28 protein-coding genes are annotated in these 24,661 nt (G+C 72.4%); 9 read left to right on the top strand and 19 right to left on the bottom strand.

Annotated features, from left to right (window positions below; all coding sequences use genetic code 11):
* Together B082_RS0128450 and B082_RS0128445 are read right to left on the bottom strand one after the other, a co-directional pair.
* Nucleotides 1–570, bottom strand: a complete 570-nt coding sequence (locus B082_RS0128450; RefSeq protein WP_026250294.1) for a YbaK/EbsC family protein — start codon at nucleotides 568–570, stop codon at nucleotides 1–3.
* Nucleotides 571–613: 43 nt separating this feature from the next.
* Nucleotides 614–1,186, bottom strand: a complete 573-nt coding sequence (locus B082_RS0128445) for a helix-turn-helix domain-containing protein (protein WP_018555196.1) — start codon at nucleotides 1,184–1,186, stop codon at nucleotides 614–616.
* Nucleotides 1,187–1,279: 93 nt separating this feature from the next.
* Here B082_RS0128445 and B082_RS0128440 point away from each other — a divergent pair, with 93 nt between their 5' ends.
* Nucleotides 1,280–2,143 carry a DMT family transporter gene (locus tag B082_RS0128440; protein ID WP_018555195.1) on the top strand — a complete coding sequence of 288 codons (864 nt, stop codon included), beginning with the start codon at nucleotides 1,280–1,282 and terminating at the stop codon, nucleotides 2,141–2,143.
* Nucleotides 2,144–2,156: 13 nt separating this feature from the next.
* Here the strand turns inward: B082_RS0128440 and B082_RS0128435 are convergent, their stop codons facing one another.
* Nucleotides 2,157–2,894 carry an acyltransferase gene (locus tag B082_RS0128435; RefSeq protein ID WP_026250293.1) on the bottom strand — a complete coding sequence of 246 codons (738 nt, stop codon included), beginning with the start codon at nucleotides 2,892–2,894 and terminating at the stop codon, nucleotides 2,157–2,159.
* 165 nt (nucleotides 2,895–3,059) lie between these two features.
* Between B082_RS0128435 and B082_RS0128430 the strand changes: the two genes are divergently transcribed.
* Nucleotides 3,060–3,590, top strand: coding sequence for a gamma carbonic anhydrase family protein (locus tag B082_RS0128430; protein ID WP_018555193.1), 531 nt, complete (start codon nucleotides 3,060–3,062; stop codon nucleotides 3,588–3,590).
* Nucleotides 3,591–3,605: 15 nt separating this feature from the next.
* On the opposite strand, the gene B082_RS0128425 is transcribed toward B082_RS0128430, so the two are convergent.
* Both B082_RS0128425 and B082_RS0128420 read right to left on the bottom strand, forming a co-directional pair.
* Complete coding sequence (locus B082_RS0128425) at nucleotides 3,606–4,268, bottom strand: DedA family protein (RefSeq protein WP_018555192.1); 663 nt, start codon at nucleotides 4,266–4,268, stop codon at nucleotides 3,606–3,608.
* A gap of 150 nt (nucleotides 4,269–4,418) precedes the next feature.
* Complete coding sequence (locus B082_RS0128420) at nucleotides 4,419–4,856, bottom strand: DUF4442 domain-containing protein (RefSeq protein WP_018555191.1); 438 nt, start codon at nucleotides 4,854–4,856, stop codon at nucleotides 4,419–4,421.
* A gap of 146 nt (nucleotides 4,857–5,002) precedes the next feature.
* Here B082_RS0128420 and B082_RS0128415 point away from each other — a divergent pair, with 146 nt between their 5' ends.
* Together B082_RS0128415 and B082_RS0128410 are read left to right on the top strand one after the other, a co-directional pair.
* Nucleotides 5,003–6,076 (top strand): hypothetical protein, encoded by a 1,074-nt coding sequence (locus B082_RS0128415; RefSeq protein ID WP_018555190.1) that lies wholly within the window; start codon nucleotides 5,003–5,005, stop codon nucleotides 6,074–6,076.
* A gap of 51 nt (nucleotides 6,077–6,127) precedes the next feature.
* Entirely contained in the window at nucleotides 6,128–7,441 is a 1,314-nt protein-coding gene (locus B082_RS0128410) for an MFS transporter (protein ID WP_018555189.1), read from the top strand.
* Here the strand turns inward: B082_RS0128410 and B082_RS0128405 are convergent.
* Entirely contained in the window at nucleotides 7,403–8,248 is an 846-nt protein-coding gene (locus B082_RS0128405) for a spermidine synthase (RefSeq protein ID WP_018555188.1), read from the bottom strand. The two genes, B082_RS0128410 and B082_RS0128405, sit on opposite strands and share 39 nt — an antisense overlap.
* A 95-nt stretch (nucleotides 8,249–8,343) precedes the next feature.
* Nucleotides 8,344–9,513 carry an elongation factor Tu gene (gene tuf / locus B082_RS0128400; RefSeq protein ID WP_018555187.1) on the bottom strand — a complete coding sequence of 390 codons (1,170 nt, stop codon included), beginning with the start codon at nucleotides 9,511–9,513 and terminating at the stop codon, nucleotides 8,344–8,346.
* 375 nt (nucleotides 9,514–9,888) lie between these two features.
* Between tuf and B082_RS0128395 the strand changes: the two genes are divergently transcribed.
* Nucleotides 9,889–10,605, top strand: coding sequence for a TVP38/TMEM64 family protein (locus tag B082_RS0128395; protein ID WP_018555186.1), 717 nt, complete (start codon nucleotides 9,889–9,891; stop codon nucleotides 10,603–10,605).
* Nucleotides 10,606–10,788: 183 nt separating this feature from the next.
* Nucleotides 10,789–11,661 (top strand): undecaprenyl-diphosphate phosphatase, encoded by an 873-nt coding sequence (locus tag B082_RS0128390; RefSeq protein ID WP_018555185.1) that lies wholly within the window; start codon nucleotides 10,789–10,791, stop codon nucleotides 11,659–11,661.
* Here B082_RS0128390 and B082_RS40100 read toward each other — a convergent pair.
* The 4 genes from B082_RS40100 to B082_RS0128370 form a co-directional block, all read right to left on the bottom strand.
* Nucleotides 11,630–12,091 (bottom strand): DUF664 domain-containing protein, encoded by a 462-nt coding sequence (locus tag B082_RS40100; RefSeq protein WP_037711075.1) that lies wholly within the window; start codon nucleotides 12,089–12,091, stop codon nucleotides 11,630–11,632. The genes B082_RS0128390 and B082_RS40100 overlap by 32 nt on opposite strands.
* 221 nt (nucleotides 12,092–12,312) lie before the next feature.
* On the bottom strand, nucleotides 12,313–12,462 hold the full coding sequence (locus B082_RS39305) for a hypothetical protein (protein WP_018555184.1): 150 nt from the start codon (nucleotides 12,460–12,462) through the stop codon (nucleotides 12,313–12,315).
* 206 nt (nucleotides 12,463–12,668) lie between these two features.
* Entirely contained in the window at nucleotides 12,669–13,478 is an 810-nt protein-coding gene (locus B082_RS0128375; RefSeq protein ID WP_202453503.1) for a hypothetical protein, read from the bottom strand.
* 100 nt (nucleotides 13,479–13,578) lie between these two features.
* Nucleotides 13,579–13,956: a hypothetical protein gene (locus tag B082_RS0128370; protein ID WP_026250291.1), complete on the bottom strand. Its 378-nt coding sequence runs from the start codon at nucleotides 13,954–13,956 to the stop codon at nucleotides 13,579–13,581.
* 106 nt (nucleotides 13,957–14,062) lie between these two features.
* Between B082_RS0128370 and B082_RS0128365 the strand changes: the two genes are divergently transcribed.
* Together B082_RS0128365 and lnt are read left to right on the top strand one after the other, a co-directional pair.
* Nucleotides 14,063–14,929: a universal stress protein gene (locus B082_RS0128365; protein WP_018555181.1), complete on the top strand. Its 867-nt coding sequence runs from the start codon at nucleotides 14,063–14,065 to the stop codon at nucleotides 14,927–14,929.
* Between the two features lie 99 nt (nucleotides 14,930–15,028).
* Nucleotides 15,029–16,612, top strand: coding sequence for an apolipoprotein N-acyltransferase (gene lnt / locus B082_RS0128360; RefSeq protein WP_018555180.1), 1,584 nt, complete (start codon nucleotides 15,029–15,031; stop codon nucleotides 16,610–16,612).
* A gap of 194 nt (nucleotides 16,613–16,806) precedes the next feature.
* Here the strand turns inward: lnt and B082_RS0128355 are convergent, their stop codons facing one another.
* Entirely contained in the window at nucleotides 16,807–17,706 is a 900-nt protein-coding gene (locus B082_RS0128355; protein WP_018555179.1) for a Gfo/Idh/MocA family protein, read from the bottom strand.
* Nucleotides 17,707–17,874: 168 nt separating this feature from the next.
* On the opposite strand from B082_RS0128355, the gene B082_RS0128350 reads away from it, so the two are divergent.
* Nucleotides 17,875–18,306 (top strand): hypothetical protein, encoded by a 432-nt coding sequence (locus B082_RS0128350; RefSeq protein ID WP_018555178.1) that lies wholly within the window; start codon nucleotides 17,875–17,877, stop codon nucleotides 18,304–18,306.
* A 33-nt stretch (nucleotides 18,307–18,339) separates the two neighbouring features.
* Here the strand turns inward: B082_RS0128350 and B082_RS0128345 are convergent, their stop codons facing one another.
* The 7 genes from B082_RS0128345 to B082_RS0128315 all read right to left on the bottom strand — a co-directional run bounded on the left by B082_RS0128345 (nucleotide 18,340) and on the right by B082_RS0128315 (nucleotide 24,581).
* A complete protein-coding gene (locus tag B082_RS0128345; protein WP_018555177.1) occupies nucleotides 18,340–18,825 on the bottom strand; it encodes a hypothetical protein in 486 nt (161 codons plus the stop codon).
* A 278-nt stretch (nucleotides 18,826–19,103) separates the two neighbouring features.
* The gene (locus B082_RS0128340) at nucleotides 19,104–19,787 is read right to left on the bottom strand and encodes a uracil-DNA glycosylase (protein WP_018555176.1); all 684 of its coding nucleotides are present in this window, start codon (nucleotides 19,785–19,787) and stop codon (nucleotides 19,104–19,106) included.
* Nucleotides 19,788–19,887: 100 nt separating this feature from the next.
* Nucleotides 19,888–21,468, bottom strand: a complete 1,581-nt coding sequence (locus B082_RS0128335; RefSeq protein WP_018555175.1) for an ABC transporter substrate-binding protein — start codon at nucleotides 21,466–21,468, stop codon at nucleotides 19,888–19,890.
* A 118-nt stretch (nucleotides 21,469–21,586) separates the two neighbouring features.
* Nucleotides 21,587–22,342 (bottom strand): SDR family oxidoreductase, encoded by a 756-nt coding sequence (locus B082_RS0128330; RefSeq protein WP_026250290.1) that lies wholly within the window; start codon nucleotides 22,340–22,342, stop codon nucleotides 21,587–21,589.
* A gap of 20 nt (nucleotides 22,343–22,362) precedes the next feature.
* On the bottom strand, nucleotides 22,363–23,124 hold the full coding sequence (gene fabG, locus B082_RS0128325) for a 3-oxoacyl-ACP reductase FabG (RefSeq protein ID WP_018555173.1): 762 nt from the start codon (nucleotides 23,122–23,124) through the stop codon (nucleotides 22,363–22,365).
* A gap of 216 nt (nucleotides 23,125–23,340) precedes the next feature.
* On the bottom strand, nucleotides 23,341–23,724 hold the full coding sequence (locus B082_RS0128320) for a DUF3037 domain-containing protein (RefSeq protein WP_018555172.1): 384 nt from the start codon (nucleotides 23,722–23,724) through the stop codon (nucleotides 23,341–23,343).
* Entirely contained in the window at nucleotides 23,721–24,581 is an 861-nt protein-coding gene (locus B082_RS0128315; protein ID WP_018555171.1) for a HipA family kinase, read from the bottom strand. Before B082_RS0128315 ends, B082_RS0128320 begins: the two co-directional genes overlap by 4 nt.
* Between the last annotated feature and the right edge of the window lie 80 nt (nucleotides 24,582–24,661).

Here is a 24,661-nt window from a genome sequence, read left to right as displayed (position 1 = left end):
CTAGGACGCTTCCGCGCGGACGCCGAGCCCTTCGAGCACCACCGCGCCCGGCAGCGCGGCCAGCGCCTTGCCGGTGACGATGAGCTTGCCGCGCCGCGAGCCGCTGCCGATCAGGACCCACTCCTCGTCCACGACGGCGGAGTCGATCAGCAGCGGCCAGGCGGCCGGGAGGCCGATGGGGGTGATGCCGCCGTACTCCATACCGGTCTCGCCGACCGCTGTGTCCATCGAGGCGAAGCGGGCCTTGCGCAGACCGAGGTGCTTGCGCGCGACGCCGTTCACGTCGACGCGGGAGTGCGACAGGACGACGCAGGCCGCGAGCGTGACCTCGCCGCCGCGCTTGCCCGAGAGGACGACGCAGTTCGCCGAGTGGTTCAGCAGGTCGGCTCCGTGGTGCGCGACGAAGACCGCGGTGTCGGCGATCTCGGGGTCCGTGTCCACGTGGATGATCTGCTCGGCGGGGATGCCTCCCCAGCCCGTGCCCACCGCCTTCGCCACCGGGGCGGTGAGCAGGTCCTGACGGTCGGCGGCGGGGCAGGCGTTCTCGAAGGAACCGATGGGTGCGCGCATGCGCGTCACGCTAACAGCGCCGCCCGCCCGGTTGGGCCGTGTCTCATCTGACGGGCGGAATGCTGACGGCCATGGTGAGTTCGACCGGTTCGGTGCCCTCGTTGCGGTAGGCGTGCGGATGGTGGGCCTCGAACGTGGCGGAGGTGCCGGCGGCCACCGCGTACGGGGCGTCGGCGACGACGAGGGTGAGGGTGCCCGTGGTGACGTGGAGCAGTTCGACCGTGCCCTCGGGGTGCGGGTCGGACCGGCTGCCGTCGCCGGGCATCAGCCGCCAGGACCAGAGTTCGAGGGGGCCCCGGGCCTCCGTGCCGACCAGCAGGGTGGTGGCGCTGCCCGCCTCGGTCGACCACAGGCGTACGGCCTGGTCGGCGGGGACCAGGCGGACCGGCGATCCCTGTTCGTAGTCGAGCAGCGTGGTGATGCTGACGCCCAGCGCGTCGGCGAGCTTGACCGTCGTTCCGACGCTCGGGTTGGTGCGGGCCTGCTCGATCTGGATGATCATGCCGCGGCTGACCCCCGCGCGGGCGGCCAGCGCGTCCAGGGTGAAGCCGCGCTCACCGCGCCAGCGCTTGAGGTTCCGCGCGAGGGACTGGGTCAGCTGATCGAGGTCAGTCACATTCCGTCCAATATTTTGTATGCCGCAGTGAAGCATCCTGCACTACGGTGTGGTGCACCCAACCGTTCGCCGCACTGTACTGCGAGGCCCCTGATGACAGCACTGTTCGCCCTGGCCACCAGCCTCCTGTGGGGGCTGGCCGACTTCGGGGGCGGCCTGCTGACCCGGCGCGTGCCCGCGCTCACCGTCGTCGTGGTCTCGCAGCTCATGGCGGTGACGGTGCTCGGCGTGATCGTGGCCGCCACGGGCGGCTGGAGCGAGGCCGGTCCGCAGCTCTGGTTCGCGGTCGCGGCGGGTGTCGTGGGACCGGTGGCGATGCTCTGCTTCTACAAGGCGCTCGCCCTGGGCCCGATGGGAGTGGTGTCCCCGCTCGGTTCGCTCGGCGTCGCCGTCCCGGTGAGCGTGGGGCTGATCGCCGGGGAACGCCCGGGGCTCCTGCAGTTCGGCGGGGTCGCGGTCGCCGTCACGGGCATCGTGCTGGCGGGCGGCCCGCAGCTGCGCGGGGCGCCGGTGCAGCGGCGCGCGATCCTGCTGACGCTGGTGGCGGCCTTCGGCTTCGGGGCCGTGATGTCGTTGATCGCCGAGGCGTCGGCCACGGTGACCGGGCTGTTCCTCGCGCTGTTCGTGCAGCGGGTCACCAACACGGTGGTGGGTGGCTCCGCCCTGTACGCCTCGGTGCGGCACGGCGGGCGCGCACTGCCCGAAGGGGGCGGACCGGCGATCCGGGCGGCGCTGCCCGCGCTGGCGTTCGTGGGCCTCGCGGACGTCGCGGCCAACGGCACCTACTCGATGGCCGCCCACCACGGCCCGGTCACCGTCGCCGCCGTACTCGCCTCGCTCTACCCGGTGGTCACGGCCCTGGCCGCGCGGGGCTTGACCGGGGAGCGGCTGCGCGGGGTGCAGGCGGCGGGTGCCGGGCTCGCCCTGGTGGGTACGGTGCTGCTCGCGACCGGGTGAACCGGGCGGGCGGTCAGCTCTCTTCGAGCTCGGCGACGGCCAGCAGCTGTTCGGGGGTGACGCCCGCGGGGATCGGCACCGGGGCCGGCGTCCGCAGGGGCGGCTGCCAGCCCTTCTCCGGGTGCCAGCTCCGTACGACCCGGGCGGGCGCGCCGGCCACCACAGCGCGGTCGGGCACCTCGCCCCGGACCACGGCGCCCGCCGCCACGACCACGTTGCGCCCGAGGCGTGCGCCCGGGAGGATCACCGCCCCGGTCCCGATCCAGCAGCCCGGCCCGATGGACACCGGCTCCATCCGGGGCCACTGCTTGCCGACCGGCTCGTGCGGGTCGTCGTAGCTGTGGTTGGTCGAGGTGATGTAGACGTACGGCCCGCAGTACGTGTCCGAGCCGATGCCCACCGTCGTGTCGGCGACGATGTGGCTGCCGCGGCCCAGCACCACCCCGTCGCCCAGGGTCAGGATCGGTTCGGGGCCCAGGTCCAGGTCGGGCATGAGCCCGGCGGTCAGCGTGACCTGTTCGCCGATGACGCAGTGGTCGCCCAGCTCGATCCACGGCTCGCCGAAGACGGTGCCCTGCGGGAAGGCCAGCCGGGTGCCCTCGCCGATCCGGGCGAACCGCAGACGGCCGGGCTGCTCGGCGGTGACCGCGCCCGCCTCCCGCACCCAGCGCCAGCAGCGGTGGACGGCCCCGGACAGGGCGCGCCGCCGCCAGGCGGTCAGCGAGGAGAACACGTCTCTGTTCTTGGGCACGCGCTCACGGTAGTCCGCGCCCACCGGGGCGTCGGCGTCGCCGGCCTGTGATCTTCACCCCAACAGGCCGGTGGCGCCCCGGTACGTCGCATACCGTTTCCCCGGCGGACGGCCGGTTCCCACCGGGGAGCCGCGACCCAGGGCACCGGAGCACGGAGGAACGCGATGGCGGAGCAGGCGTTGATCATGGGCCTGGGCGGCAAGGAGCCGTCCATCGACGCGGACGCGTTCACCGCGCCGACCTCGGTGGCGATCGGTGACATCACCATGGCGGCGGGCTCCAGCCTCTGGTACCAGGCGGTGCTGCGCGCCGACTGCGGCCCCATCGTCATCGGCGCGGACTCCAACATCCAGGACAACTGCAGCGTCCACGTCGACCCCGGCTTCACGGTGACGGTCGGCGAGCGGGTCTCGGTCGGGCACAACGCCGTCCTGCACGGCTGCACCATCGAGGACGACGTCCTGGTCGGCATGGGGGCCACCGTCCTCAACGGCGCCCACATCGGCGCGGGCTCACTGATCGCGGCCCAGGCCCTCGTCCCGCAGGGGATGCGCGTCCCGCCGGGGTCACTGGTGGCGGGCGTACCGGCGAAGGTCAAGCGGCAGTTGACCGAGGAGGAGCTGGAGGGGGTCCGCTTCAACGCGGTCGGCTACGTGGAGCTGGCCAAGGCCCACCGCGCGGCCTTCGAGGGCTGAGGACCGGCCGCCGGGTCAGTCGGCGACCGGCACCGTTCCCGCTTCCGGCTCGGCGGCCGCCGTGGAGTGCGCGGCGGCGGCCTTCTTGGCACGGTTCTTCAGGACCAGCATCGAGGCCAGCCCGATCAGCACCGCGATGCCCAGGCCCAGGTAGGAGAACCGCTTGAGCCAGGCCTCGGCGACGACGCCCACGGAGTAGATGACGGCCGTGGTGCCGCCGGCCCAGGCGATGCCGCCGAGGACGTTGGCGATCAGGAACTTCCAGTACGGCATGTGCAGGACACCGGCCAGCGGACCGGCGAAGATGCGCAGCAGGGCGACGAAGCGGCCGAAGAACACGGCCCACATGCCCCACTTCTGGAACGAGCGCTCCGCCAGGGCGATCTGGCTCTCGCCGAAGTGCCGGGGGAACTTCCCGCCGAGCCAGGCCAGCAGTGGTCTCCCGCCCTTGCGGCCGATGGCGTAGCCGATCGAGTCGCCGATGACGGCGCCGGCCGTGGCGCAGGCACCCAGGATCCAGGGGTTGATGCCGTCGTGGCTCGCGGCCAGCAGCGCCGCGCTGATCAGGACGATCTCGCCGGGCAGCGGGATGCCCAGGCTCTCCAGTCCGATGACGACGCCCACCAGGAGGTAGACGCTGATCGCGGGGACGGTCTCCAGCCATTCCTGGATGTGCAACGCCGGTTCCTCCGTAGTGATGTCCTGTCGCCCGCCGGACAACTCATCGGCGCACCGCGGAAAGCCTACCCGGCGCCTCACGGGGCGGACAGCGCGAAGGGCCGCCCCGCCCCTGCCGGGTGCGCGGCGGCCCTTCAGCCCGTACGGGGGTCAGGAGTTCGGGCGCAGCGTCCAGATGACGGTCATCTCGCCGGTCACGGCGCCGTCCGCGCGCCGGATCTGTATGGACACCGGGAACTCGGGGCGCTCGCCGGCGTCGAGTTCGGCGACGACCTCGGCGGCGGGGCGGCCGAGGGTGGCGGTCGCGGTGACCTCGCCCATGGCCAGCTTCTTGTAGCCGATCTCGGCGCTCACCGCGAGCGGCACGGCCCGCGTCAGCTGGTCGCCGAAGGCGGCGATGACGATGGCGCCGCTCGCCGACTCCGCCAGCGTGAACATCGCTCCGGCGTGCGGGCCGCCGACGTGGTTGTGGTAGTCGGCCTGGTCCGGCATGCGGACCACCGCCCGGTCCGCGGTGGACTCCAGGAATTCGAGGTTGAGGGTCCGGACCATGGGGACGGTGGCGGCGAGCATCTCGCCCGCGGTCATCTGTTCAGCGCTCATGCGCGAGATGTTACTCATGAGTAGAACGCTTTGGCCATGCCTCGGCGGCGCAGCGGTCGCACGCGCCTTCACCGTTCGCACACGGGGGCGGGCGTAGCACCCCCGGCACGGCACCTCTATCGTTACTCGCCATGTGGCCAGGACAGCAGCCGCCCGGGGGCGAGCAGAACCCGCAGGACCAGAACCAGAACCCGTACCAGCAGCCGGGGTACCAGCAGCCGAATCCCTATCAGCAGCCGGGATATCAGCAGCCGGGCCCCGAGCAGCAGCCGGGTTACGGCTATCCGCAGCAGGGCGGACCGGGGGGCTACGGCCAGCCCAACCCGTACCAGCAGCCGACCGTTCCGCAGTACGCGGTCTCCGGTCCCGGCGCACCGCAGCCCGGCAACGACAAGAAGAAGACGACCCTGGTGGCCATCATCGCGGCGACCGCGGTCGTGGTGGCCGCGGCCGTCACCGGTGTCGTGGTGCTGAACAAGGACGACGACAAGGACGGCAAGAACGTCGCCGACGACAAGAAGTCGTCCGCGCCGGCCAAGCCGTCCGACTCGGCTTCGTCGCCCGAGGCGAACCCGCGCGGCGACGACGCGGAGGCCAAGCCGCAGATCGCGGGCTGGAAGGTCGTGACCAACCCCAAGTGGGGCACCCAGTTCGACGTGCCCGGCGACTGGGAGGTGTCCGCCCCCGGCGTCCTCTCGTACTTCGAGGACGAGGAGAAGGGCGACGGCTCGCCGCTCATCGGGTTCACCGGGGCCGCGGACCTCAAGCGGGAGTGGTGCACCGAGGACGACGACAAGGACGGCACCGAGGACAAGTACAGCCTGGCCGGCACCGGCACCCGGGGCGCGGAGGGCGCCAAGGACGCCGATGTGAACGCCCGTAACGAGGCGGGCACCTGGGCGTGGGGCGCGTTCGCGCAGCACATGCCGAAGAAGACCATCAAGATCAGCAAGGCCAAGCAGTACACCACCAAGTCGGGGCTCACGGGAAGCCTGGTCACCGCCACCGCGCCCAACGTCACCAAGAAGACGAAGTGCAGCAGCGACGGCAAGACGTACGCGTTCACCTTCAGGAACAGCTCCGGCGCGTTCTCCTCCTGGGTGCTGTACGCCGCCGCCGGGGTCGATGACGAGGTGCCGGAGGCGACGGTCCAGAAGATCCTGAGCACGGTGCGCCTGGTGGAGATCACCGAAACCGATTCCTGACCTGGCAGAAACGCATTTGCGCAACCGGGGCGCGGCCGCGATAGTCCCTGAGTGACCGACGCAGCCGCCCCCGTACCCCCCTCCGCTCATCCCGCCCCCGCGGGCCGCAATTACCGGCTGCTGACCGCCGCCTCGATCATCACGGGCCTGGGTACCCACGGCGCGCTGATCGCGGCGGCGTTCGCGGTTCTCCAGGGGGGCGGCGACGGCGGCGACGTGGGTCTCGTGGCGGCGGCCAGGACGGTGCCGCTGGTCCTCTTCCTGCTGATCGGCGGGGCCGTCGCGGACCGGCTGCCGCGCCACCGGGTGATGGTCGCGGCCAACACCCTCAACTGTGTCTCGCAGGGCCTCTTCGCCCTGCTGGTCCTGGCCGGCGACCCCCAGCTGTGGCAGATGATGGTGCTCACCGCGCTGTGCGGCACCGGGCAGGCGTTCTTCGGCCCGGCGGCCGAGGGCATGCTGATGTCGAGCGTCAGCGGTGAGCAGGCGAGCCGCGCCTTCGCCCTGTTCCGGATGTCCACCCAGGGCGCGGCCATCGGCGGTGCGGCCCTCGGCGGCGCGATGATCGCGGCGATGGACCCGGGCTGGGTACTCGCCGTGGACGCCGCCGCCTTCGCGGTGGCCGGAGCCCTGCGCGCCTTCCTCGACGTCAGCCACATCCCGCCCCGGGAGCCCGGGGGCGGGCTGCTCGCGGACCTGCGGGACGGCTGGCAGGAGTTCACCGGCCGCCCGTGGCTCTGGGCCATCGTGGCCCAGTTCTCCGTGGTGGTCGCCGCCGTCGGAGCCGCCGAGGCGGTCTACGGGCCGCTGGTCGCCCGCGACTCACTGGGCGGCGCCCGGCCCTGGGGCTTCGCACTGGCCGCGTTCGGGGCCGGCAACCTGGCCGGGGCGCTGCTGATGACGCGGTGGAAGCCGCGCCGGCTGCTGCTGGCCGGGACCCTCTGCGTCTTCCCGCTGGCCCTGCCGTCCGCCGGGCTCGCCGTGCCACTGTCCGCGGGCTGGCTCTGCGTGGTCATGTTCGTCAGCGGTACGGCGATCGAGGTGTTCGGCGTCTCCTGGATGACAGCCATGCACCAGGAGATCCCGGAGGAGAAGCTGTCGCGCGTCTCGGCCTACGACTGGTTCGGCTCGGTGGCCATGGTGCCGGTCGCCACCGCGCTGGCCGGCCCCGTCGAGTCACTGGTCGGACGCGGCCAGGCGCTGTGGGGGTGCGCGGGCCTGGTCGTCCTGGTCACGGGCGCGGTGCTGTTCGTGCCGGACGTACGGAACCTGACCCGGCGGACCGTGTCCGTCGAGGTGGCCGCCGCACCGGTCGTGGCGCCCGCGTCAGCCGAGGCTGAAGGCCCCGTCGGGCGGCTCGGGTGAGGCGACCGCCTCCTCGTCACCGACCGGCCGGGCGCCCTTGACGAACGCGGCCAGCGCGTCGCCGTACTCCACCCGCGCCGCGAACGCGTCGGCCGCGCAGCGGCGGGTGAGCGCCGCCGTGTCGAACGCGGAGCGGGAGGCGACGAGCACCACGTTGCCGAAGCGCCGGCCGCGCAGCACGCCCGGCTCCGCGATCAGCGCCAGCTCACCGAAGACGGTCGCGAAGGTGGCCAGCTGCGAGCGCAGGAAGCCGAACGGCGGTCCGTCGGCGAGATTGGCGGCGTAGATCCCGTCCGGGCGCAGCGCTCGCGCCGCCGCCCCGGCGTACGGGACGGAGGTGAGGTGGGCGGGCACCCGTGAGCCGCCGAAGACGTCCGCGACCAGAAGGTCCAGCGAGCCGGGGGCGGTCGCCTCCAGCCGGGCGCGGGCGTCCGCCGCGTGGACGGTGATGCCACTGCGGTCCGGCAGCGGCAGGTGCTCGGCGACGAGTGCGATCAGCCCCCGGTCCGCGTCCGCGACCTCCTGCCGGGAGCCGGGCCGGGTGGCCGCGACATAGCGGGGCAGCGTGAGACCGCCCCCGCCGAGGTGCAGGACGTCCAACGGCTCGCCCGGCTGGGCCGCGCAGTCCACGACGTGGCCGAGGCGCCGGGCGTACTCGAATTCCAGGTGCTCGGGCGCGTCGAGGTCCACGTACGACTGCGGTGCGCCGTCGACCGTGAGCAGCCAGGCCCGTTCCCGGTCCACGTCCGGGAGCAGTCGGGCGGTGCCGTGGTCCACGTCGCGGATGACGGGTATCGACTCGTTCACTCCCCCATTGTGCGGGCCCCGGCCGGCCGCCCCGTACGCGGGCGGGCCCGCCTCCCCCGGTTCCGGGCGAGGCGGGCCCCGAACACCCGTACGGCTCAGAGCAGTTCCGTGACGGTGCCCGCGCCGACCGTGCGGCCGCCCTCGCGGATGGCGAAGCCGAGGCCCGGCTCCAGCGGGATGTCCCGGCCCAGCTCGACGGTCATGGTGACCGTCTCGCCGGGCCGCGCGACAGCCGCTTCGCCGAGGTCCACGTCGCCGACCACGTCGGCCGTGCGGATGTAGAACTGCGGGCGGTACCCGGTGGCGACCGGGGTGGTGCGGCCGCCTTCGCGCCCCGACAGGACGTACACCCGCGCGGTGAAACGACGGCTCGGGGTGACGCTGCCCGGCGCCGCGACCACATGGCCCCGGCGCACCCGGTCGCGCTCGACGCCGCGCAGGAGCAGCGCGACGTTGTCCCCGGCCTCGGCGGACTCCATCGGCTTGCCGAACGTCTCCAGACCGGTGACGACCGTCTCGATGTCCGCGCCGAGCACCGACACCCTGTCACCGACGCGGACCGTGCCCCGTTCCACGGCTCCGGTGACGACCGTGCCCCGGCCGGTGATGGTCAGGACGTTCTCCACCGACAGCAGGAACGGCGCGTCGGTGTAGCGCACCGGCATCGGTACGTACGTGTCGACGGCGTCGAGCAGCGCCTCGATGGCCCCCGTCCAGCGCGGGTCGCCCTCCAGTGCCCGCAGGCCCGACACCCGCACGACGGGCACGGTGTCGCCGCCGTAGCCGTGTGCGGACAGCAGCTCGCGCACCTCCAGCTCGACCAGGTCGGTCAGCTCGGGGTCACCGGCGTCCGCCTTGTTCAGCGCGACGACGATGTGGTCCACGCCCACCTGGCGGGCGAGCAGCACGTGCTCCGCGGTCTGCGGCATGATCCCGTCGAGCGCGGAGACGACGAGGATCGCCCCGTCGAGCTGCGCGGCGCCCGTGACCATGTTCTTGATGTAGTCGGCGTGGCCGGGCATGTCGACGTGGGCGTAGTGCCGCGTGCCGGTCTCGTACTCGACGTGCGCGATGTTGATGGTGATGCCGCGCTGCGCCTCCTCCGGCGCACGGTCGATGCGGTCGAAGGGGACGAAGGTGCCGGTGCCCCGGTCGCTGAGGACTTTGGTGATGGCGGCGGTCAGGGTCGTCTTGCCGTGGTCGACGTGACCCATGGTGCCGATGTTGAGGTGCGGCTTGGTGCGCACGTAGGCCGTCTTGGGCATGGTTCGTTCCTTGGATGCGAAGCGTGACGTGAGGACCCCGGGGCCCGGCCGACCCTCCCCTTGCGGGGTCCGCCGGACAGTCGGGGGAGGGTCAGCTTCGGGCGCCGCCGAAGGGCGCCGCGGCAGCGGTGAGCGCTGCGGCGACTGCGACTGCGAGGGTGTTCACGGCAGCCTTCGGCGCGTCCGCGACTGCGGACCGCGCTGCGAGGAAGGTGTACCGGAACATGGCCCGATCATCTCCGACGGCCCGTCGGCCCGTCGAGCGAATTACGGCGGGGGCCAGGGGCATTGGCGGTCCGGGGGCGCCCAGCGCGCCGGGCGGTGTCCGGTGACGCGTTACGGCGATCACACACGTATGTCGGTTACTCTCCCCGAATGCTCGACCCCGTCCCCCGCCCCGCCCCCGGTCTCGCCGTGCGCTGCACGCGGGTGCTGCTCTCGCCGTGGTCCCGGCTCTCGCTGCTCGTCGCGATGTTGCTGGCCGCCACGACGGTGATGCTGCTCATGGAGCCGCAACGGCTGCTGATGTCCGGCCCGCCCGCGCGGCTGAGCGGTGGCGCCGCGACGGTCGCGCTCTTCGGACTCGCGTACGGCGTCTGCACGGTGGCCTTCGCGCCCCGGCCGCTGCTCAACCTCGCGGCGGGCGCGCTGTTCGGCTCGCAGGCCGGTCTCGCGGCCGCGCTCGCGGGCACCGTGCTGGGCGCGGGGATCTCCTTCATGCTGGGCCGGGTGCTGGGCCAGGACGCGCTGCGCACGCTGGTGCGCGGACGCTGGCTGCGGGCGGCGGACGGGCAGCTGAGCCGGCACGGCTTCCGTTCGATGCTGGCGCTGCGCCTCTTCCCCGGGGTGCCGTTCGCCGCCGCCAACTACTGTGCCGCCGTCTCCCGCATGGGCTATCCGCCGTTCCTGGTGGCCACCGGTCTGGGCTCGATCCCGAACACGGCCGCGTACGTCGTGGCGGGCAGCGAGGCCTCCTCGCCCACCTCGCCCGCCTTCCTCGTGGCGATGGGATTCATCGTGCTGACGGGCGCCGGCGCGGCCGTGATCGCGTGGCGCCGCCGTCACCGCCCGGGGCTCCGTCGCCGGCCGTGAGGGCCCCCGCGACGGGCCGGACCGCGCGGGGGGTGTCGTCGGCTGTTCACCCGGGGGCGATACGCTGCCCGCGACCGACAGACGAAGCGGGGCCCGGCGCGGCCCTGTCCTCGCACGACCGCAATCCGCCCGCCGCCGACGCCGTCGGCCGCCGCACGAGCACCCCGGGATGGCCGACGCCCCATGAGCTGGTTCGAATCATTCGTCCTCGGCCTCGTACAGGGACTGACCGAGTTCCTGCCGATCTCCTCCAGCGCCCATCTGCGGCTCACCGCGGCGTTCGCCGGCTGGCACGACCCGGGTGCGGCGTTCACCGCGATCACCCAGATCGGGACGGAGGCCGCGGTCCTCATCTACTTCCGCAAGGACATCGTCCGGATCGTCTCGGCGTGGTTCAGGTCGCTGACGAACCGTTCGATGCGCGGCGACCACGACGCGCAGATGGGCTGGCTCGTCATCGTCGGTTCCATCCCCATCGGCGTGCTCGGTGTGACGTTCAAGGACCAGATCGAGGGCCCGTTCCGCGATCTGCGGCTGATCGCCACCACGCTGATCGTCATGGGCATCGTCCTCGGCGTCGCGGACCGGCTGGCCGCCCGGGACGAGACGGGTGGCAAGCACCGCGCCATCAAGCAGCGCAAGACCCTGAAGGAACTGGGCGTCAAGGACGGCCTGATCTACGGCTTCTGCCAGGCCATGGCCCTGGTCCCGGGCGTCTCCCGCTCCGGCGCCACGATCAGCGGCGGTCTGCTGATGGGCTACACCCGTGAGGCGGCGGCGCGTTACTCGTTCCTGCTCGCCGTCCCGGCGGTGCTCGCCTCGGGCGTCTTCGAGCTGAAGGACGCGGGCGAGGGCCATGTCTCGTGGGGTCCGACCATCTTCGCGACCTTCATCGCGTTCGGTGTCGGGTACGCGGTCATCGCGTGGTTCATGAAGTTCATCACGACCAAGAGCTTCATGCCCTTCGTCATCTACCGGATCATCCTGGGCGTGCTGCTCTTCGCCCTGGTCGGCGCCGGGGCGCTCAGCCCGCACGCCGGCGAGTCGGCGGGCTGACCGGACGCCGCTGCCCCGACACCACGAGCCAGGTGCCGGGGCAGCGGCCCCGGGGGCTGTCGGGACAGTGGGGCTGGTCTCGGGTCCGGGCCATGGGCCGGTGCTCAGCGAGGTCCAAGTCCTGTTCGTCCGTCGAGCAGTTCGCGATCATCATGCATGTCATCGAAGAGACCGCGCCTCGTGGTGTCGTCAGGGGAGCATGTTCATCGGGCCACGGCAACGGCTCGGCTGCTCCGGTGACGATCTCCTGGAACCAGTACCTCTCGGCACGTCCCAGGTGTTCCATGAGTCCGAGGGGTGTCCAGCCGGAGGGCAGAACCGACGTGGTCAGTGCCTGAGTGTCAAGCCCGTCGACGATGGCCGGCACGCTGGCTCGCTGTGCCGCGAGGAACGCCGACAGAGTCTTCTTTTCCGTGCCGTCCGAGTTCATGGGCCCATGGTTGCAGTAGCCACTGACAACCGCGGCAGCAGCCGGCGCACCGCGCGACGACGGAAGGTCGTAGCCACTCCGCGTGCGCGGTCCTGAGTACGGTGCGCAGGCCGCGGTGTTCGCGGCCCAGGTAGCCACTCCGCGTGCGCGGTCCTGAGCCCGTCGATGGCCCTGCCGCCCGGTGCCCGTGGGGCGGGTGGCAGGGCCGTGCCGCGCGACTCTCAGTCGGTCTCGGCGAACGGCGGAAGGTCGGGCTCGACGAACAGGCCCTGGTAGCGCGGTGCCGGTACGGCCTCCGCACCGCCCTGGGCGTCGGCCGCCGCGCTGTCGTCCGAGCGCCGTTGAACCTGACGCGGCGGGGTATCAGCCATCGAGTCTCCTGTTGCATCGCAGTCGGTGTGGGAGGCCCCCGGGCCGCCGGTCCGGGGACCGTGGCTGCGGGGGCGCGGCGCCGTCCCGGTCCCACGGACGCGCCGGGGCACCGGTTTTGACGGGGCCCGCAGAGACTATCCGCTGCTCCCGGTCCGGCCGTCGCCGCCGTCGCCGTGGCCGCCCGCGCATTCGCCTCCCCGGCCGATCAGTAGGTGACGGCCGCCCACGCCAGCGCGGCCGCCACGGCCAGTGCGTAAGCGCCCACGGCCGTGCGCACGGCGCGCAGCCGGGTCCGCGTGCTCCAGGAGGTGGTGTCCAGGACGCGGGCCAGCACGGGGAGCACCAGTACGGCGTGCAGGCTCACCCCGTGCAGGGGTTTGAGGGGCGCGGTGGAGGCGTAACCGGCCAACTGGTGCCCCGTACGCGTCAGATACACGCCCCGCGCGATCATGGCGGCCCCCGAGAGCAGTCCGACACCGAGGATCGCGAAGCCGGCCCGCAGGGCGAGGGCCATGCCGGCCGGTCCGTCCGGGCGGTGGGCGAACGCGGCCGCCATGAGCGTCGACAGGACGGCGACCAGCACCGCCCCGCCGAGGGCCAGCGACATCGAGACCGCGGTGTCGAAGGGGGTCTCCATGTTGAAGTGGGACGGCACCCCGCGCCAGGCCTGCACGGTGATTCCGGCGACCTCCAGCACGCAGTCGGCGGCGAACACGCCCAGCAGCACGGCCCGGAGGCGGGTGCCCATGCGCAGGTAGGAGGAGATCCACGCGACCGCGAGCAGGGTCAGGCCGAAGGAGACTCCGAAGGTGATGGGCTTGCGCCAGGAGACCGGCCCCTCCCACGGCCCCCCGTCGACGGCGAGGACGGCCAGGTGCAGGAGGCCGGAGCCGATGAGCAGGGCCCCGGTGGCGTGACAGAGGCGTTCGATCCGCGGCGTGCCCTCACGCCGGGTGCGGGAGCGGCCGGCTGCGAGGCCGGGCGGGGCGGGTGCTGGAGCGGTCCGGTGGTCCATGGTGCGGAGCATCTCCCGGGGGCCGCCCGCCCGTCGTCGTACGCGGGAAGGCGGCGGGGGTACGCCGGTCGGAGTACCCACGCCGGTCGGTCCACCGTGGTCAGAGATCCGTCTCGTCGGGGCCCTCGGCGCCGAACTGCTCGGCGCGCAGGGCCAGGTCCTGAAGCACGTCCGCCGAGGTCACGTCCATCTGCCCCGCGTCGTGCACCTGCGCCAGCATCGCGAACGCCAGCGTGAACGCGCCGACGAGCTGCTCCACCGCTCCGCCGACCTCCCGGCCGACCAGGACCACCACGTCCTCGACGGTGGCGTCCTCCGGGATCGCGATCCGCGGCATCGTCTCGTTGAGGAGGGCGGTGACGACGGTGGAATCGGTGCTGGGGTCGTCGCGGTCGGGGTTCTCCTCCAAGAGCCGGCGCATCTCTCCCGCTTCGGTGAGGATGCCGACCACACGCTTCACGACTTCGCTCTGCTCCATCCCGCGAGCATAGGTGCAGGCGGGCCCGGACGGCCTCTCCCGCCTCGGCATCCGGCCAAGGTCCGCCGTAACGTACGCAACAGGTCCGGACGGCGGAGAGGAACCCATGAGCGGCACCGAGCTTCCCGTGATCGCGGCGGTCGACGGTTCCTCGCACAGCATGGACGCGCTGGACTGGGCGGCCCGCGAGGCGGTCCTACGGGGGCTGCCGCTGCTCGTCGTGCATGTCCGGCAGCTGGGCCGGCGCACCGGGCAGGAGGTGCAGGAGCAGGAGGCGCGGGAGTTGCTGGCGGCGGCCCTGCGCCAGGTGGCCCGGACGGCTCCCGGGCTGCGGCCCTCGACGCTCGCACCGCTCGACTTCCCGTCGGCGGCGCTGGTCTCGCTGAGCCGGGACGCCTCGCTCCTGGTGCTCGGTTCGCGCGGCCTCGGCGGGTTCCGCTCCCTGATGCTGGGGTCCAACAGTCTGGCGACGGCCTCGATGGCGAAGTGCCCCGTGGTGATCGTGCACGGCGGCCGGGCCGACGACGATCCGGAGCGGGCGTCCGGCGAGGGGTTCCGGGACATCGTCGCCGGGGTGGCCGCCGACGAGAGCAGCGAAGAGGTGCTGGACTTCGCGTTCGGGACGGCGGCGGTGCGTCCGGGCGCCCGGCTGCGGATCGTGCACGGCTGGACGATGTTCTCGTCGATGCTCTCCGGCGGTCCGGTCTTCGACCGGGAGGCGGCCGCGGACGCGGCGGAGCGTTCGCTGGCCGAGCTGACCGCCGGCCGGCGCGCGGCCTACCCGCAGGTCGAGGTCATGAAGGAACCCGTCAACGGCTCCGCGACCCGCACCCTGGTCACCGCGTCAGCGACCGCCGCGCTGACCGTGATCGGGCGGCGGCGGGGCGGCGAGTCCCTGGGGCTCGGGCTCTCACCGGTGGCGCACACGACGCTCACGCACGCCATGGGTCCGGTCGCCGTGGTCCCCTGCTGACGGCCGGTCGGCCCGGTCCGCTTCCGCTGCCCCACACTGGGGAAGTAGAGCGGGACCGGACGGGGACCGACCTGCCGGGGCGGGACGAGGAGGCGCGGCATGGACTCGTGGGCCGGGTGGCGCGAGCGGGGCGCGCGGATGCTCGACCGGGCATCGTGGCGTGCGGCCGCCGCGCTGGTGGCCGGTGCGCTGCCGGCGCTCGCCTTTCCGGCGCCTTCGCTCTGGTGGTTCGCCTATGTCTGCCTGGTGCCGCTGCTGTTGCTGATCCGGTCCGCCGGTACGGCTCGCCGGGCGGCGCTCGACGGGTGGCTGGGCGGGACGGGCTACATGCTCGCCGTGCACCACTGGCTGATGCCGAGCCTCCATGTGTTCATCGTGGTCCTGGCGGCCCTGCTCGGTCTGCTGTGGGCCCCGTGGGGGCTACTGGTGGGCCGGCTGCTGCGGGGGCCGATGACCGGGGTCTCGGTGGCCGCGGCGGTGGTCGTGGTCCCGTGCGGCTGGCTGATGATCGAACTGGTCCGTTCCTGGGAGGCGCTGGGCGGCCCCTGGGGGCTGCTCGGAGCGAGCCAGTGGCAGGTGGCGCCCGCGCTCCGGCTGGCCTCGGTGGGTGGGGTGTGGCTGGTGAGCCTGCTGGTGGTGGCGGTGAACACCGCGCTCACCGTGCTGGTCGCGCACTCCGCCGCCCGCGCCGCGGCCGTCGTCTCGCTCGTGGTGGGCGCCCTGGCCGTCGGTTCGGCGTGGATGTGGGCGCCGCGGCCGGAGTGGTCGGGGACGGCCCGGATCGCCGTCGTGCAGCCCGGTGTCGTGGAGGGTCCGGGCAGTGTGCAACGCCGTCTGGCGCGCAGCGAGGAGCTGACGCGCTCGCTGGCGGGGCGGGATCTGGACCTGGTGGTGTGGGGCGAGAGCAGTCTCGGTGTCGATCCGGCCCGGCGGCCCGACGTCGCGGCCCGGCTCGCCGCGCTGTCGCGGACGGTGGGCGCCGACCTGCTGGTGAACGTGGACGCCCGGCAGACCGATGGGGCGGGGCGGACCGGGATCTTCAAGAGCGCGGTCCTGGTGGGTCCGCGCGGGCTGACCGGGGACCGTTACGACAAGATGCGGCTCGTCCCGTTCGGCGAGTACATCCCGGCCAGGCCGGCTCTCGGCTGGGCGACCTCGATGGGCCGGGCGGCGGGTGAGGACCGGCTTCGCGGCACGGGTCCGGTGACGATGCGGCTGCCCGGAGCGGACGGCCTGCGGCTCGGCCCGCTGGTCTGCTTCGAGTCCGCGTTCCCCGACATGAGCCGCCGGCTCGCCCGGGACGGGGTCCAGCTCCTGGTCGCCCAGTCCTCCACGTCGTCGTTCCAGCAGGGCTGGGCCCCCGGCCAGCACGCCTCGCTCGGCGCGCTGCGGGCGGCGGAGAGCGGCCGCCCGATGGTGCACGCCACCCTCACGGGCGTGAGCGCGGTGTACGGCCCCCGGGGCGAGGCCGTCGGCGCCCCGCTCGGTACGGACACCAGCGGCACCGCGGTGTACGGGGTGCCGCTGGCCCGGGGCACGACGCTGTACGTACGCCTGGGCGACTGGCCGCTGTACGGGGCGCTGGGCGTGCTGGCCGTGTACTGCGCGTTCGAGGGCGTACGGGCTCTGCGCGGCCGGGGGCGTACCCGGGCGGTGGGGGTGGCCGCCTCCGCCGGGTCCTGAGGAGGCCAGGGCCTGTCCGGCGGCTCTTCGCTAAGGGCTGTCCCGCAATTCCTGGCGGATCAGCGCGCGGCGTCAGATGCGGTGCATCGCAAGGCGGAGAGGCGCCCGCATACTGAATGTATTCGGGCGTTTCGACAACGCGGCGAGGTGCCGTAGCTGACGTCGTGCGCCCGCCAGGAATTGCGGGACAGCCCTTAGGCCACGTTCAGGTCGCGCAGGACTCGCTCGCACAGTTCGTGGGTCTCCAGGGCGTCCCTGGCGCTCAGCTGCCTGCCCTCGCGTACGGCGTCCAGGAATGCCAGCACGCTCTGCTCGATGCCGCGCTGGCGGGCCACCGGCACCCAGTCGCCGCGCCGCCGCACGGTCGGCCGACCCTTGTGGTCGATCACCTCCGCGAGGTTGAGGACCTCGCGCTTGGTGTCCTGCCCGGAGACCTCAAGACGCTCCTCGGTGGAGCCGCTGAGCCGGTTCATCGCGCCGATGGCGGTGAAGCCGTCACCGGACAGCTGGAGCACGACGTGGTGCAGCAGACCGTCGGCCGTCCTCCCGCTCACCACGGTGCGCTCGACCGGTCCCGGCACGAGGAAGCGCAGTGTGTCCACGACGTGGATGAAGTCGTCCAGCACCATGGCCCGGGGCTCCTCGGGGAGCCCGACCCGGTTCTTCTGCATGAGGATCAGCTCGCGCGGGTGCTCCGCGCACTGCGCGTACCCCGGTGCCAGCCGCCGGTTGAAGCCGACCGCGAGGCCGACGCCGCGTGCCTCGGCGAGCTCCACCAGGCGGGTGGACTCCTCCAGGGTGTACGCGAGGGGCTTGTCCACGTAGGTCGGGACACCCGCTTCGAGCAGCCGGCTCGCGATCTCGGGGTGCACGGCGGTCGGCGCGTGCACGAACGCCGCGTCCAGCCCTTGGGCGAGCAGCGAGTCGAGGTCCCGGTGGCACTGCCCGGCGGGGATGCGGTGGGCGGCTGCGACCGAGGCCAGGGTGGCCGGGGTGCGGGTCTGCAGATGCAGTTCGACCTCCGGCAGGGTGCCGAGTACCGGCAGGTACGCCTTCTGCGCGATGTCGCCGAGCCCGATGCAGCCGACCTTCACAGAGTCTTCCTCTCACTGGAGGGCGCCGTACGCCGCGGTCCCGTCGGCGCGCCGTCCGGCAGCATACGCGGACGCGTGATCACTCGTGCGGGCCAATCCCGGCGTTCCGGCCCACCCGGGGGCGGCTGGGCACCCAGAGTTGACCAGGTGCAGCGAACCAGAACCACCGTGAAGCTCCTGGCCGGGGTGGCGATCGCGGCCCTGTCGGGGTGTGTGTCCGTCCAGCCGCAGCCGGCCGCGCCGCCGCGTCCGGAGACCAGCCGGCCGGCCCAGGACCTCTCCCCGCAGACCGCCCGGCCCCCGGTACACGACACCCTGGAGGCGGCGCCGAAGGCGAAACCCTCCGCCGCCCCGTCCGTCGCCTCCCAGCGTCCGGCGGCGCCCCCTGCCGCGCGGCCCGGCGGGCCCGGCGCTCCGCGACAGCGGGGCGGTGCCGCGCCGGCCGAGCCCCAGCCGCCCCGGGCCGTCCCCTCCGTACCGGCCCCCGCCCTGCCCGCGCCCGTCACCGGGAACGGGGTGTGTGCCCTGGGGCGGGGGTACGGGAACTGGCCGGCGGGCAGCCCCCAGTCCCGGATCTGCGACGACACGTACGGCCGGTGACGGGAGGGCTGCGACGGGCCGCGGGAGCACGCGTCACCACTCCCGCAGCCGCCGCTCCAGCCTGCCGATGGCCGCGCGGACGCCTCCCCCGTACCCGTCGTCCGCGCCGTCGTCCGCGAGCACGTCCGAGGCCGCCCTGGCCCGGTCCAGATGGAGCCGGGCGGCCGCGGGGCGACGGAGCTTCACGTAGTCCGCCGCCAGGTTGAGGTGCAGCGAGGGGTAGAAGGCGCGCACCGCGAGCGCGTCCCGGTGTCCGGCCGCGCGCGCGTCGGTCAGGGACCGGGCGGCGGTCAGCGCCCGGAGGTCCCAGGCCAGCTCGTCGGCCGGGTCGTCCTGCGTATCGGCCAGGTAGTGCGCCAGCGTGCAGCGGTGCAGGGCGTCACCGTCCTCGCCGATCTCCGCCCAGAGCGCGCCGAAGCGGTTGCGGGCCTCTTCGCGGTCGCCGCCGTGCAGCAGCATGACCGCCTGGCCGATCCTGGTCATGAAGACGTCCTCCGACATCTCCTGCTGCTCCGTCACCACGGCCTCCTTCACGCCTCTGCGCCCGCACCCGGCCGGTCCCGGACGGTCGTCCGGTTTCGACGCCAAGGGCTGTCCCGCAATTCCTGGCGGGCGCACGACGCTCGCTACGGCACCTCGCCGCGCTGTCGAAACGCCCGAATACATCCAGTATGCGGGCGTCTCCCCGCCTTGCGGTGCACCGCATCCGACGCCGCGCGCTGATCCACCGGGAATGGCGGGACAGCCCCTTGGGCGCCGGGGCGGGCGATCACGGTGAGGCTCGACTCACGGGCGGCTCAGCCCAGGTCGGGGATGCGCCAGTCGATGGGCTGGTGGCCCTGCTGGGCGACGGCCTCGTTTATCCGGGTGAACGGGCGGGAGCCGAAGAACCTCTTCGCGGACAGCGGTGAGGGGTGGGCTCCCTTCACCACCACGTGGCGCTCGGTGTCGATGAGCGGGAGCTTCTTCTGCGCGTAGTTGCCCCAGAGCACGAAGACGGCCGGGTCGGGGCGGGCGGCGACCGCGCGGATCACCGCGTCCGTGACCTTCTCCCAGCCCTTGCCCTTGTGGGAGTTGGCCTCGCCCGCGCGGACGGTCAGCACGGCGTTGAGCAGCAGGACGCCCTGCTCGGCCCACGGCATGAGATATCCGTTGTCCGGGACGGGCAGGCCGAGCTCCTCCTTCATCTCCTTGTAGATGTTGCGCAGCGAGGGCGGCGTCTTCACACCCGGCCGGACGGAGAAGCACAGGCCGTGTCCCTGGCCCTCGCCGTGGTAGGGGTCCTGGCCGAGGACCAGGACCTTCACCTGGTCGTACGGGGTCGCGTCCAGCGCCGCGAACACCTGCTCCCGGGGCGGGTAGACCGGTCCGGCGGACCGCTCCTCCTCGACGAATTCGGTGAGCTCCTTGAAGTACGGCTTCTGCAGCTCTTCGCCGAGGACGCCGCGCCAGGACTCGGGCAGCAGGTCGGTGTCGGTCACGTGAAACAACCTCCGGTAGCGATCCGTTCTTGCTGCCAGAACCTACCGGGCGCCACTGACAACGAGGTGCGTGAGCGGGCCGGAGCCCGCTCACGCGCGGCTACCAGCTGGCCTTGCGGTACAGCTCCCACATCTGCATGACGGTCTGCGGGTCGAGCGCGCGCTCGCCGCCGCCGATGTCCTCGCCCGCCGCGACGTACAGCTTGCCCTGCCACAACGGCAGCAGCCGCACGTCGTCCACCAGGATCTTCTGGGCCCGCTCGAACTCCTCGCCGACGGCGCCGCGGTCGCTGACCTTGCGGGACTGGGGCAGCAGCTGCTTGGTGATCTCGTCCTTCACGTACGGCATGCCGGTGACGCTGTCCTTGCCGACGAACGGGGCGATGAAGTTGTCCGGGTCCGGGAAGTCGGGGAACCAGCCGCGGCCGAAGACCGGGTACTCGCCCTTGGTGAAGCCCTCCTGGAAGGTCTTCCAGGGCCTGCTCTTCAGCGTGACGCGGAACAGCCCGGAGGCATCGAGCTGGCGCTTGAGCTCGTCGAACTCGGGGGCCGTGGACGAACCGTAGCGGTCGGTCGTGAACCAGAAGGTCAGCGGGACGGGTGTGGTGATGTCCGCGTCGGCGAGGATCTGGCGGGCCTTGTCCTTGCTGGGGTTGCCGAAGGTGTCGAAGAAGCTGGTGGTGTGCCCGGCGATGCCCTTGGGGACCATCGAGTACAGCGGTTCGGCCGTGCCCCGGTAGACCTTGGCGACCAGCGCGTCACGGTCCACCAGCTGGGCTATCGCCCGGCGGACGGCCGGTTTCCCGGCGGCCGGGTCGTCCGGGTTGAAGACGAGGAAGCGGATGTCGGCGCCGACGGACTCCACGATCTGGAGCGTGCTGTCCTTGTCCTGGTTGTCCTCGATGCTGACGACGTCCTCGGCGGACAGACCGCGGTAGGTGGCGTCGATCTCGTTCTTCTTGAGCGCGGCCACCATGGCGCCGGACTCCTTGAAGTACCGGATGGTCACGGCGTCGTTCTTGCGGTCGGCGAACCCCTTGTAGTCGGGGTTCCTCACCAGCTCCGAGCGGTCGCCCTGCTTGTAGGAGTCCAGCAGGTAGGGGCCGGAGCCGGTGACCTTGCCGTCGGTGCGGATCTTGTGCTTCGAGTAGGCGCTCGGCGCCACCAGCGACATGGCCGGGGTCGCCAGGACGAACGGGAAGGTGGCGTCCGGCTTTTTCAGGTTGAAGATGACGACGTCGTCGCCCTTGGTCTCCACCCGGTCGAGCGAGCCCAGCATGCCGACCGGTCCGCCCTTGACCCCGATCTCCGAGATCCGGTCGATGGAGTACTTCACGGCCTCGGCGTCGAGCTTGTCCCCGTTGGAGAACTTCAGCCCCTTGCGGAGCCTGCACCGGTAGGCGGTGCTGGTGCGGTCGGTGAACCTGCACTCCTCCGCCGCGTCCGGCTCGGGCTTCGTACTGCCGGTGGGGAAGCTCACCAGGGTCTGGAACACGTTGCGCATCAGCTCCCAGGAGCCGTCCCACGCCGCCGCCGGATCGAGGGTCGAAGGCTCGCTCGTCGTCCCGACGGCGAGCTTCTGATCCACGTCCGAGCCGCCGCCGGGCAGCAGCCCGCAGCCGGCCAGCAAGGACAGGGACGCAAGGGCTGCAGCAGCCTGCAGACTGGCCCGGTAGAACACGTGCACGCTCCTCGATCAGCCATGGGTCGGCAGACGATACCGCAGCGCCCTGCCGGGTCAATGGAGAGGTCCGGCAGGGCACTTGAGGCAATCAGGGCCATATCGGCCCAGGCCGATCTCAGCCCACGCCGGCATTCAGGAAAATGCCGCCGTCGACCACCAGGGTCTGCCCGGTGATCCAGTCGGACTGACCGGAAGTGAGGAAGGCCGCGGCGCCGCCGATGTCCTCCGGCACCCCGAGCCTGCCCAGCGGATAGGCGGCAGCCGCCTCCGCCTCACGGCCCTCGTACAGCGCCTGGGCGAACCGGGTCTTGACGACCGCGGGCGCGATGGCGTTGACCCGGACCACCGGCGCGAACTCGTGCGCCAGCTGAAGGGTCAGGTTGACCATGGCCGCCTTGCTCATCCCGTACGCGCCGATGAAGGGCGAGGCGGAGACGCCGGCGACGGAGGCGATGTTGACGATCGCCCCGCCGTTCTCCTTCTGCCAGGCCTTCCAGGTCTGCTGGGCGAAGCCGAGCGCCGAGACGACGTTGGTCTCGAAGACCTTGCGGGCGACCCCGAGGTCGAGCTCCGCCATCGGCCCGAAGACCGGGTTGGTGCCGGCGTTGTTGACCAGGAAGTCGACCCGGCCGAACGCCTCCATGGTGCGGGCGACGGCCGCTTCCTGGTGCGCCTCGTCGTGCGCCTTGCCGGCGACGCCGATGACCCGGTCCGCGCCGAGCGCCTCGACGGCCTCCTTCAGGGCGTCCTCGCCGCGCCCGGTGATGCACACCCGGTCGCCGCGCGCGACGAGGGCCTGAGCGATGCCGTAGCCGATGCCCCGGCTCGCGCCGGTGATCAGCGCGACCTTGCCGCTGTCCTGCACAGTCATGATGTCCGCAGCCCTTCTGGTCAGTTGAGCGGTCCGCCGGCGACGTACATGACCTGGCCGGAGACGAAGCCCGCGTCGTCGCCCGTGAAGAAGGCGATGGCGTTGGCGATGTCCTCGGGGAAGCCGACGCGCTGCACCGGGATCTGGGTGGCGGCGGCCGCCTGGAACTCCTCGAAGCCCATGCCGACCCGGGCCGCGGTCTGCGCGGTCATCTCGGTGACGATGAAACCGGGCGCGACGGCGTTGGCGGTGACGCCGAACTTGCCGAGCTCCTTGGCGAGGGTCTTGGTGAAGCCCTGGAGCCCCGCCTTGACCGCCGCGTAGTTGGCCTGGCCGCGGTTGCCGAGCGCCGAGGAGGAGGACAGCGACACGATCCTGCCGAACTTGGCGTCCACCATGTGCTTCTGGACGGCCTTGGCCATCAGGAACGCGCCCTTGAGGTGCACGTTCATCACGATGTCCCAGTCGGACTCGCTCATCTTGAAGAGCAGGTTGTCCCGGAGCACACCCGCGTTGTTGACGAGGATGGTCGGGGCGCCGAGCTCGGCGGCGACCCGGGCGACGGCGGCTTCCACCTGGGCGCTGTCCGACACGTCACAGCCGACGGCGAGGGCCCTGCCCCCGGCGGCGGTGATCTTCTCGACCGTGTCCTTGCAGGCCGCCTCGTCGAGGTCGAGTACGGCGACGGCGCGGCCCTCGGCCGCCAGACGTACCGCGGTGGCGGCACCGATGCCCCGGGCCGCTCCCGTCACGATGGCTACGCGCTGCTCGCTGGTGGACATGCTTGGCTCTCCTCGCCCTTGGATCGCGGCTCAGCGGACGTCGGGACGTTCCCCGCGAGAACCGCCCCGATAACTGAGCAACCGCTTAGTACCTTCAGCAGACGAGACGCTAGAAGCCCTGGCACCCGGTGTCAACGGCCCACGGGCGCAGCGGCGCATGTCACACCCCGCCGGGCCGCCGTCACGCCCTGCGCGGACGGCGGCAACGGTGCCGTGTCAGCGCACCAGCAGGTCGAGCAGCCGCTCCACCTCGGCGGCGGGGTCGGCGGTGAGGCCGCTGTGCACGGGGCCGGGCTGTACGACGGTCGAGCGCGGCGCGATCAGCCAGCGGAACCGCCGCCCTGCGTCGTCGCCGGCCGCCTGGCCCGCGTCCCTGCCGCCGCGGCAGATCCCCTCGACGGCGTGCAGCGCGGCCCGTACCCCGGTCACGTCCGCGCCGGGGTCCAGCGCCCTCAGCTTTCCCTCGTCGAGTTCGGTGCGGGCGGCCACGAAGCCCTTCGCGCGGCAGTAGACCACCACCCCGGCGTTGAAGCACTCGCCGCGCTGGACGCGGGGCACCACGCGCAGCAGGGCGTACTCGAAGACATCGCGCTCGTTCATGCCCGGCCGCCCTGGTCGCTGTGCTCGTCGCTCTGCTGGTCGTGGCGCGGGGCCAGGCGTTCGGTGATCCAGCCCGGGGCCTGGGACGGCTTGTCGGGGGTGGGCGCGTCCAGGACGATCCGCTCGTGGATGGTGGCGGCCCGCGCGAGCAGCGCGTCCACGTAGGCCCGGCGCAGCTGGTCCGTCGAGTCGAAGCCCGGCTCGTCCACCAGCCACTCGTCGGGCACCTCGGCCGCGACCTCGGCGAGGAGTGCGGGGGTGACCAGCGGCGCCAGCTCGGCCGCGGCCGAGGCGATGTCGGGCCCGAAGGGGGCGAGCGCGTGGTCGGACGCGTTGTACGGCTTGGCGGCGGACGCCTGGGCGCCGGGCCAGTTGTGGTGCCAGATCATGGTGGCGCCGTGGTCGATGAGCCAGAGGTCGCCGTGCCAGACCAGCATGTTCGGATTGCGCCAGGACCGGTCGACGTTGTTGATCAGCGCGTCGAACCAGACGACCCGTCCGGCCTCGCGCGGGTCCACCTCGTAGGCGAGCGCGTCGAAGCCGAGCGAGCCGGGCAGGAAGTCCATCCCCAGGTTGAGGCCGCCGCTGGCCTTGAGCAGCTCCTGCACCTCCTGGTCGGGCTCGGCGAGCCCGATGACCGGGTCCAGCTGGATCCGCACGAGTTCGGGCACACGCAGCCCGAGCCGCCGCCCGAGCTGCCCGCAGATCACCTCCGCGACGAGGGTCTTGCGACCCTGTCCGGCTCCGGTGAATTTCATGACGTACGTACCGAAATCGTCGGCCTCGACGATCCCGGGGAGCGAGCCGCCTTCACGCAGGGGCGTGACATAGCGGGTCGCTACGACCTCTTCCAGCACTTTCCCAGGCCACCCATCTCTTCAGCCTTACAGTCCACGGATCGATTCTCCGGAGCGGAGCGGCAGGAATCACGGGTCAA

Source organism: Streptomyces sp. ATexAB-D23 (assembly GCF_000373645.1).
Taxonomy (GTDB): domain Bacteria; phylum Actinomycetota; class Actinomycetes; order Streptomycetales; family Streptomycetaceae; genus Streptomyces; species Streptomyces castrisilvae.
The sequence above is the reverse complement of the archived record's forward strand: the minus strand, read 5'-3'. Positions and strand labels throughout refer to the sequence as shown.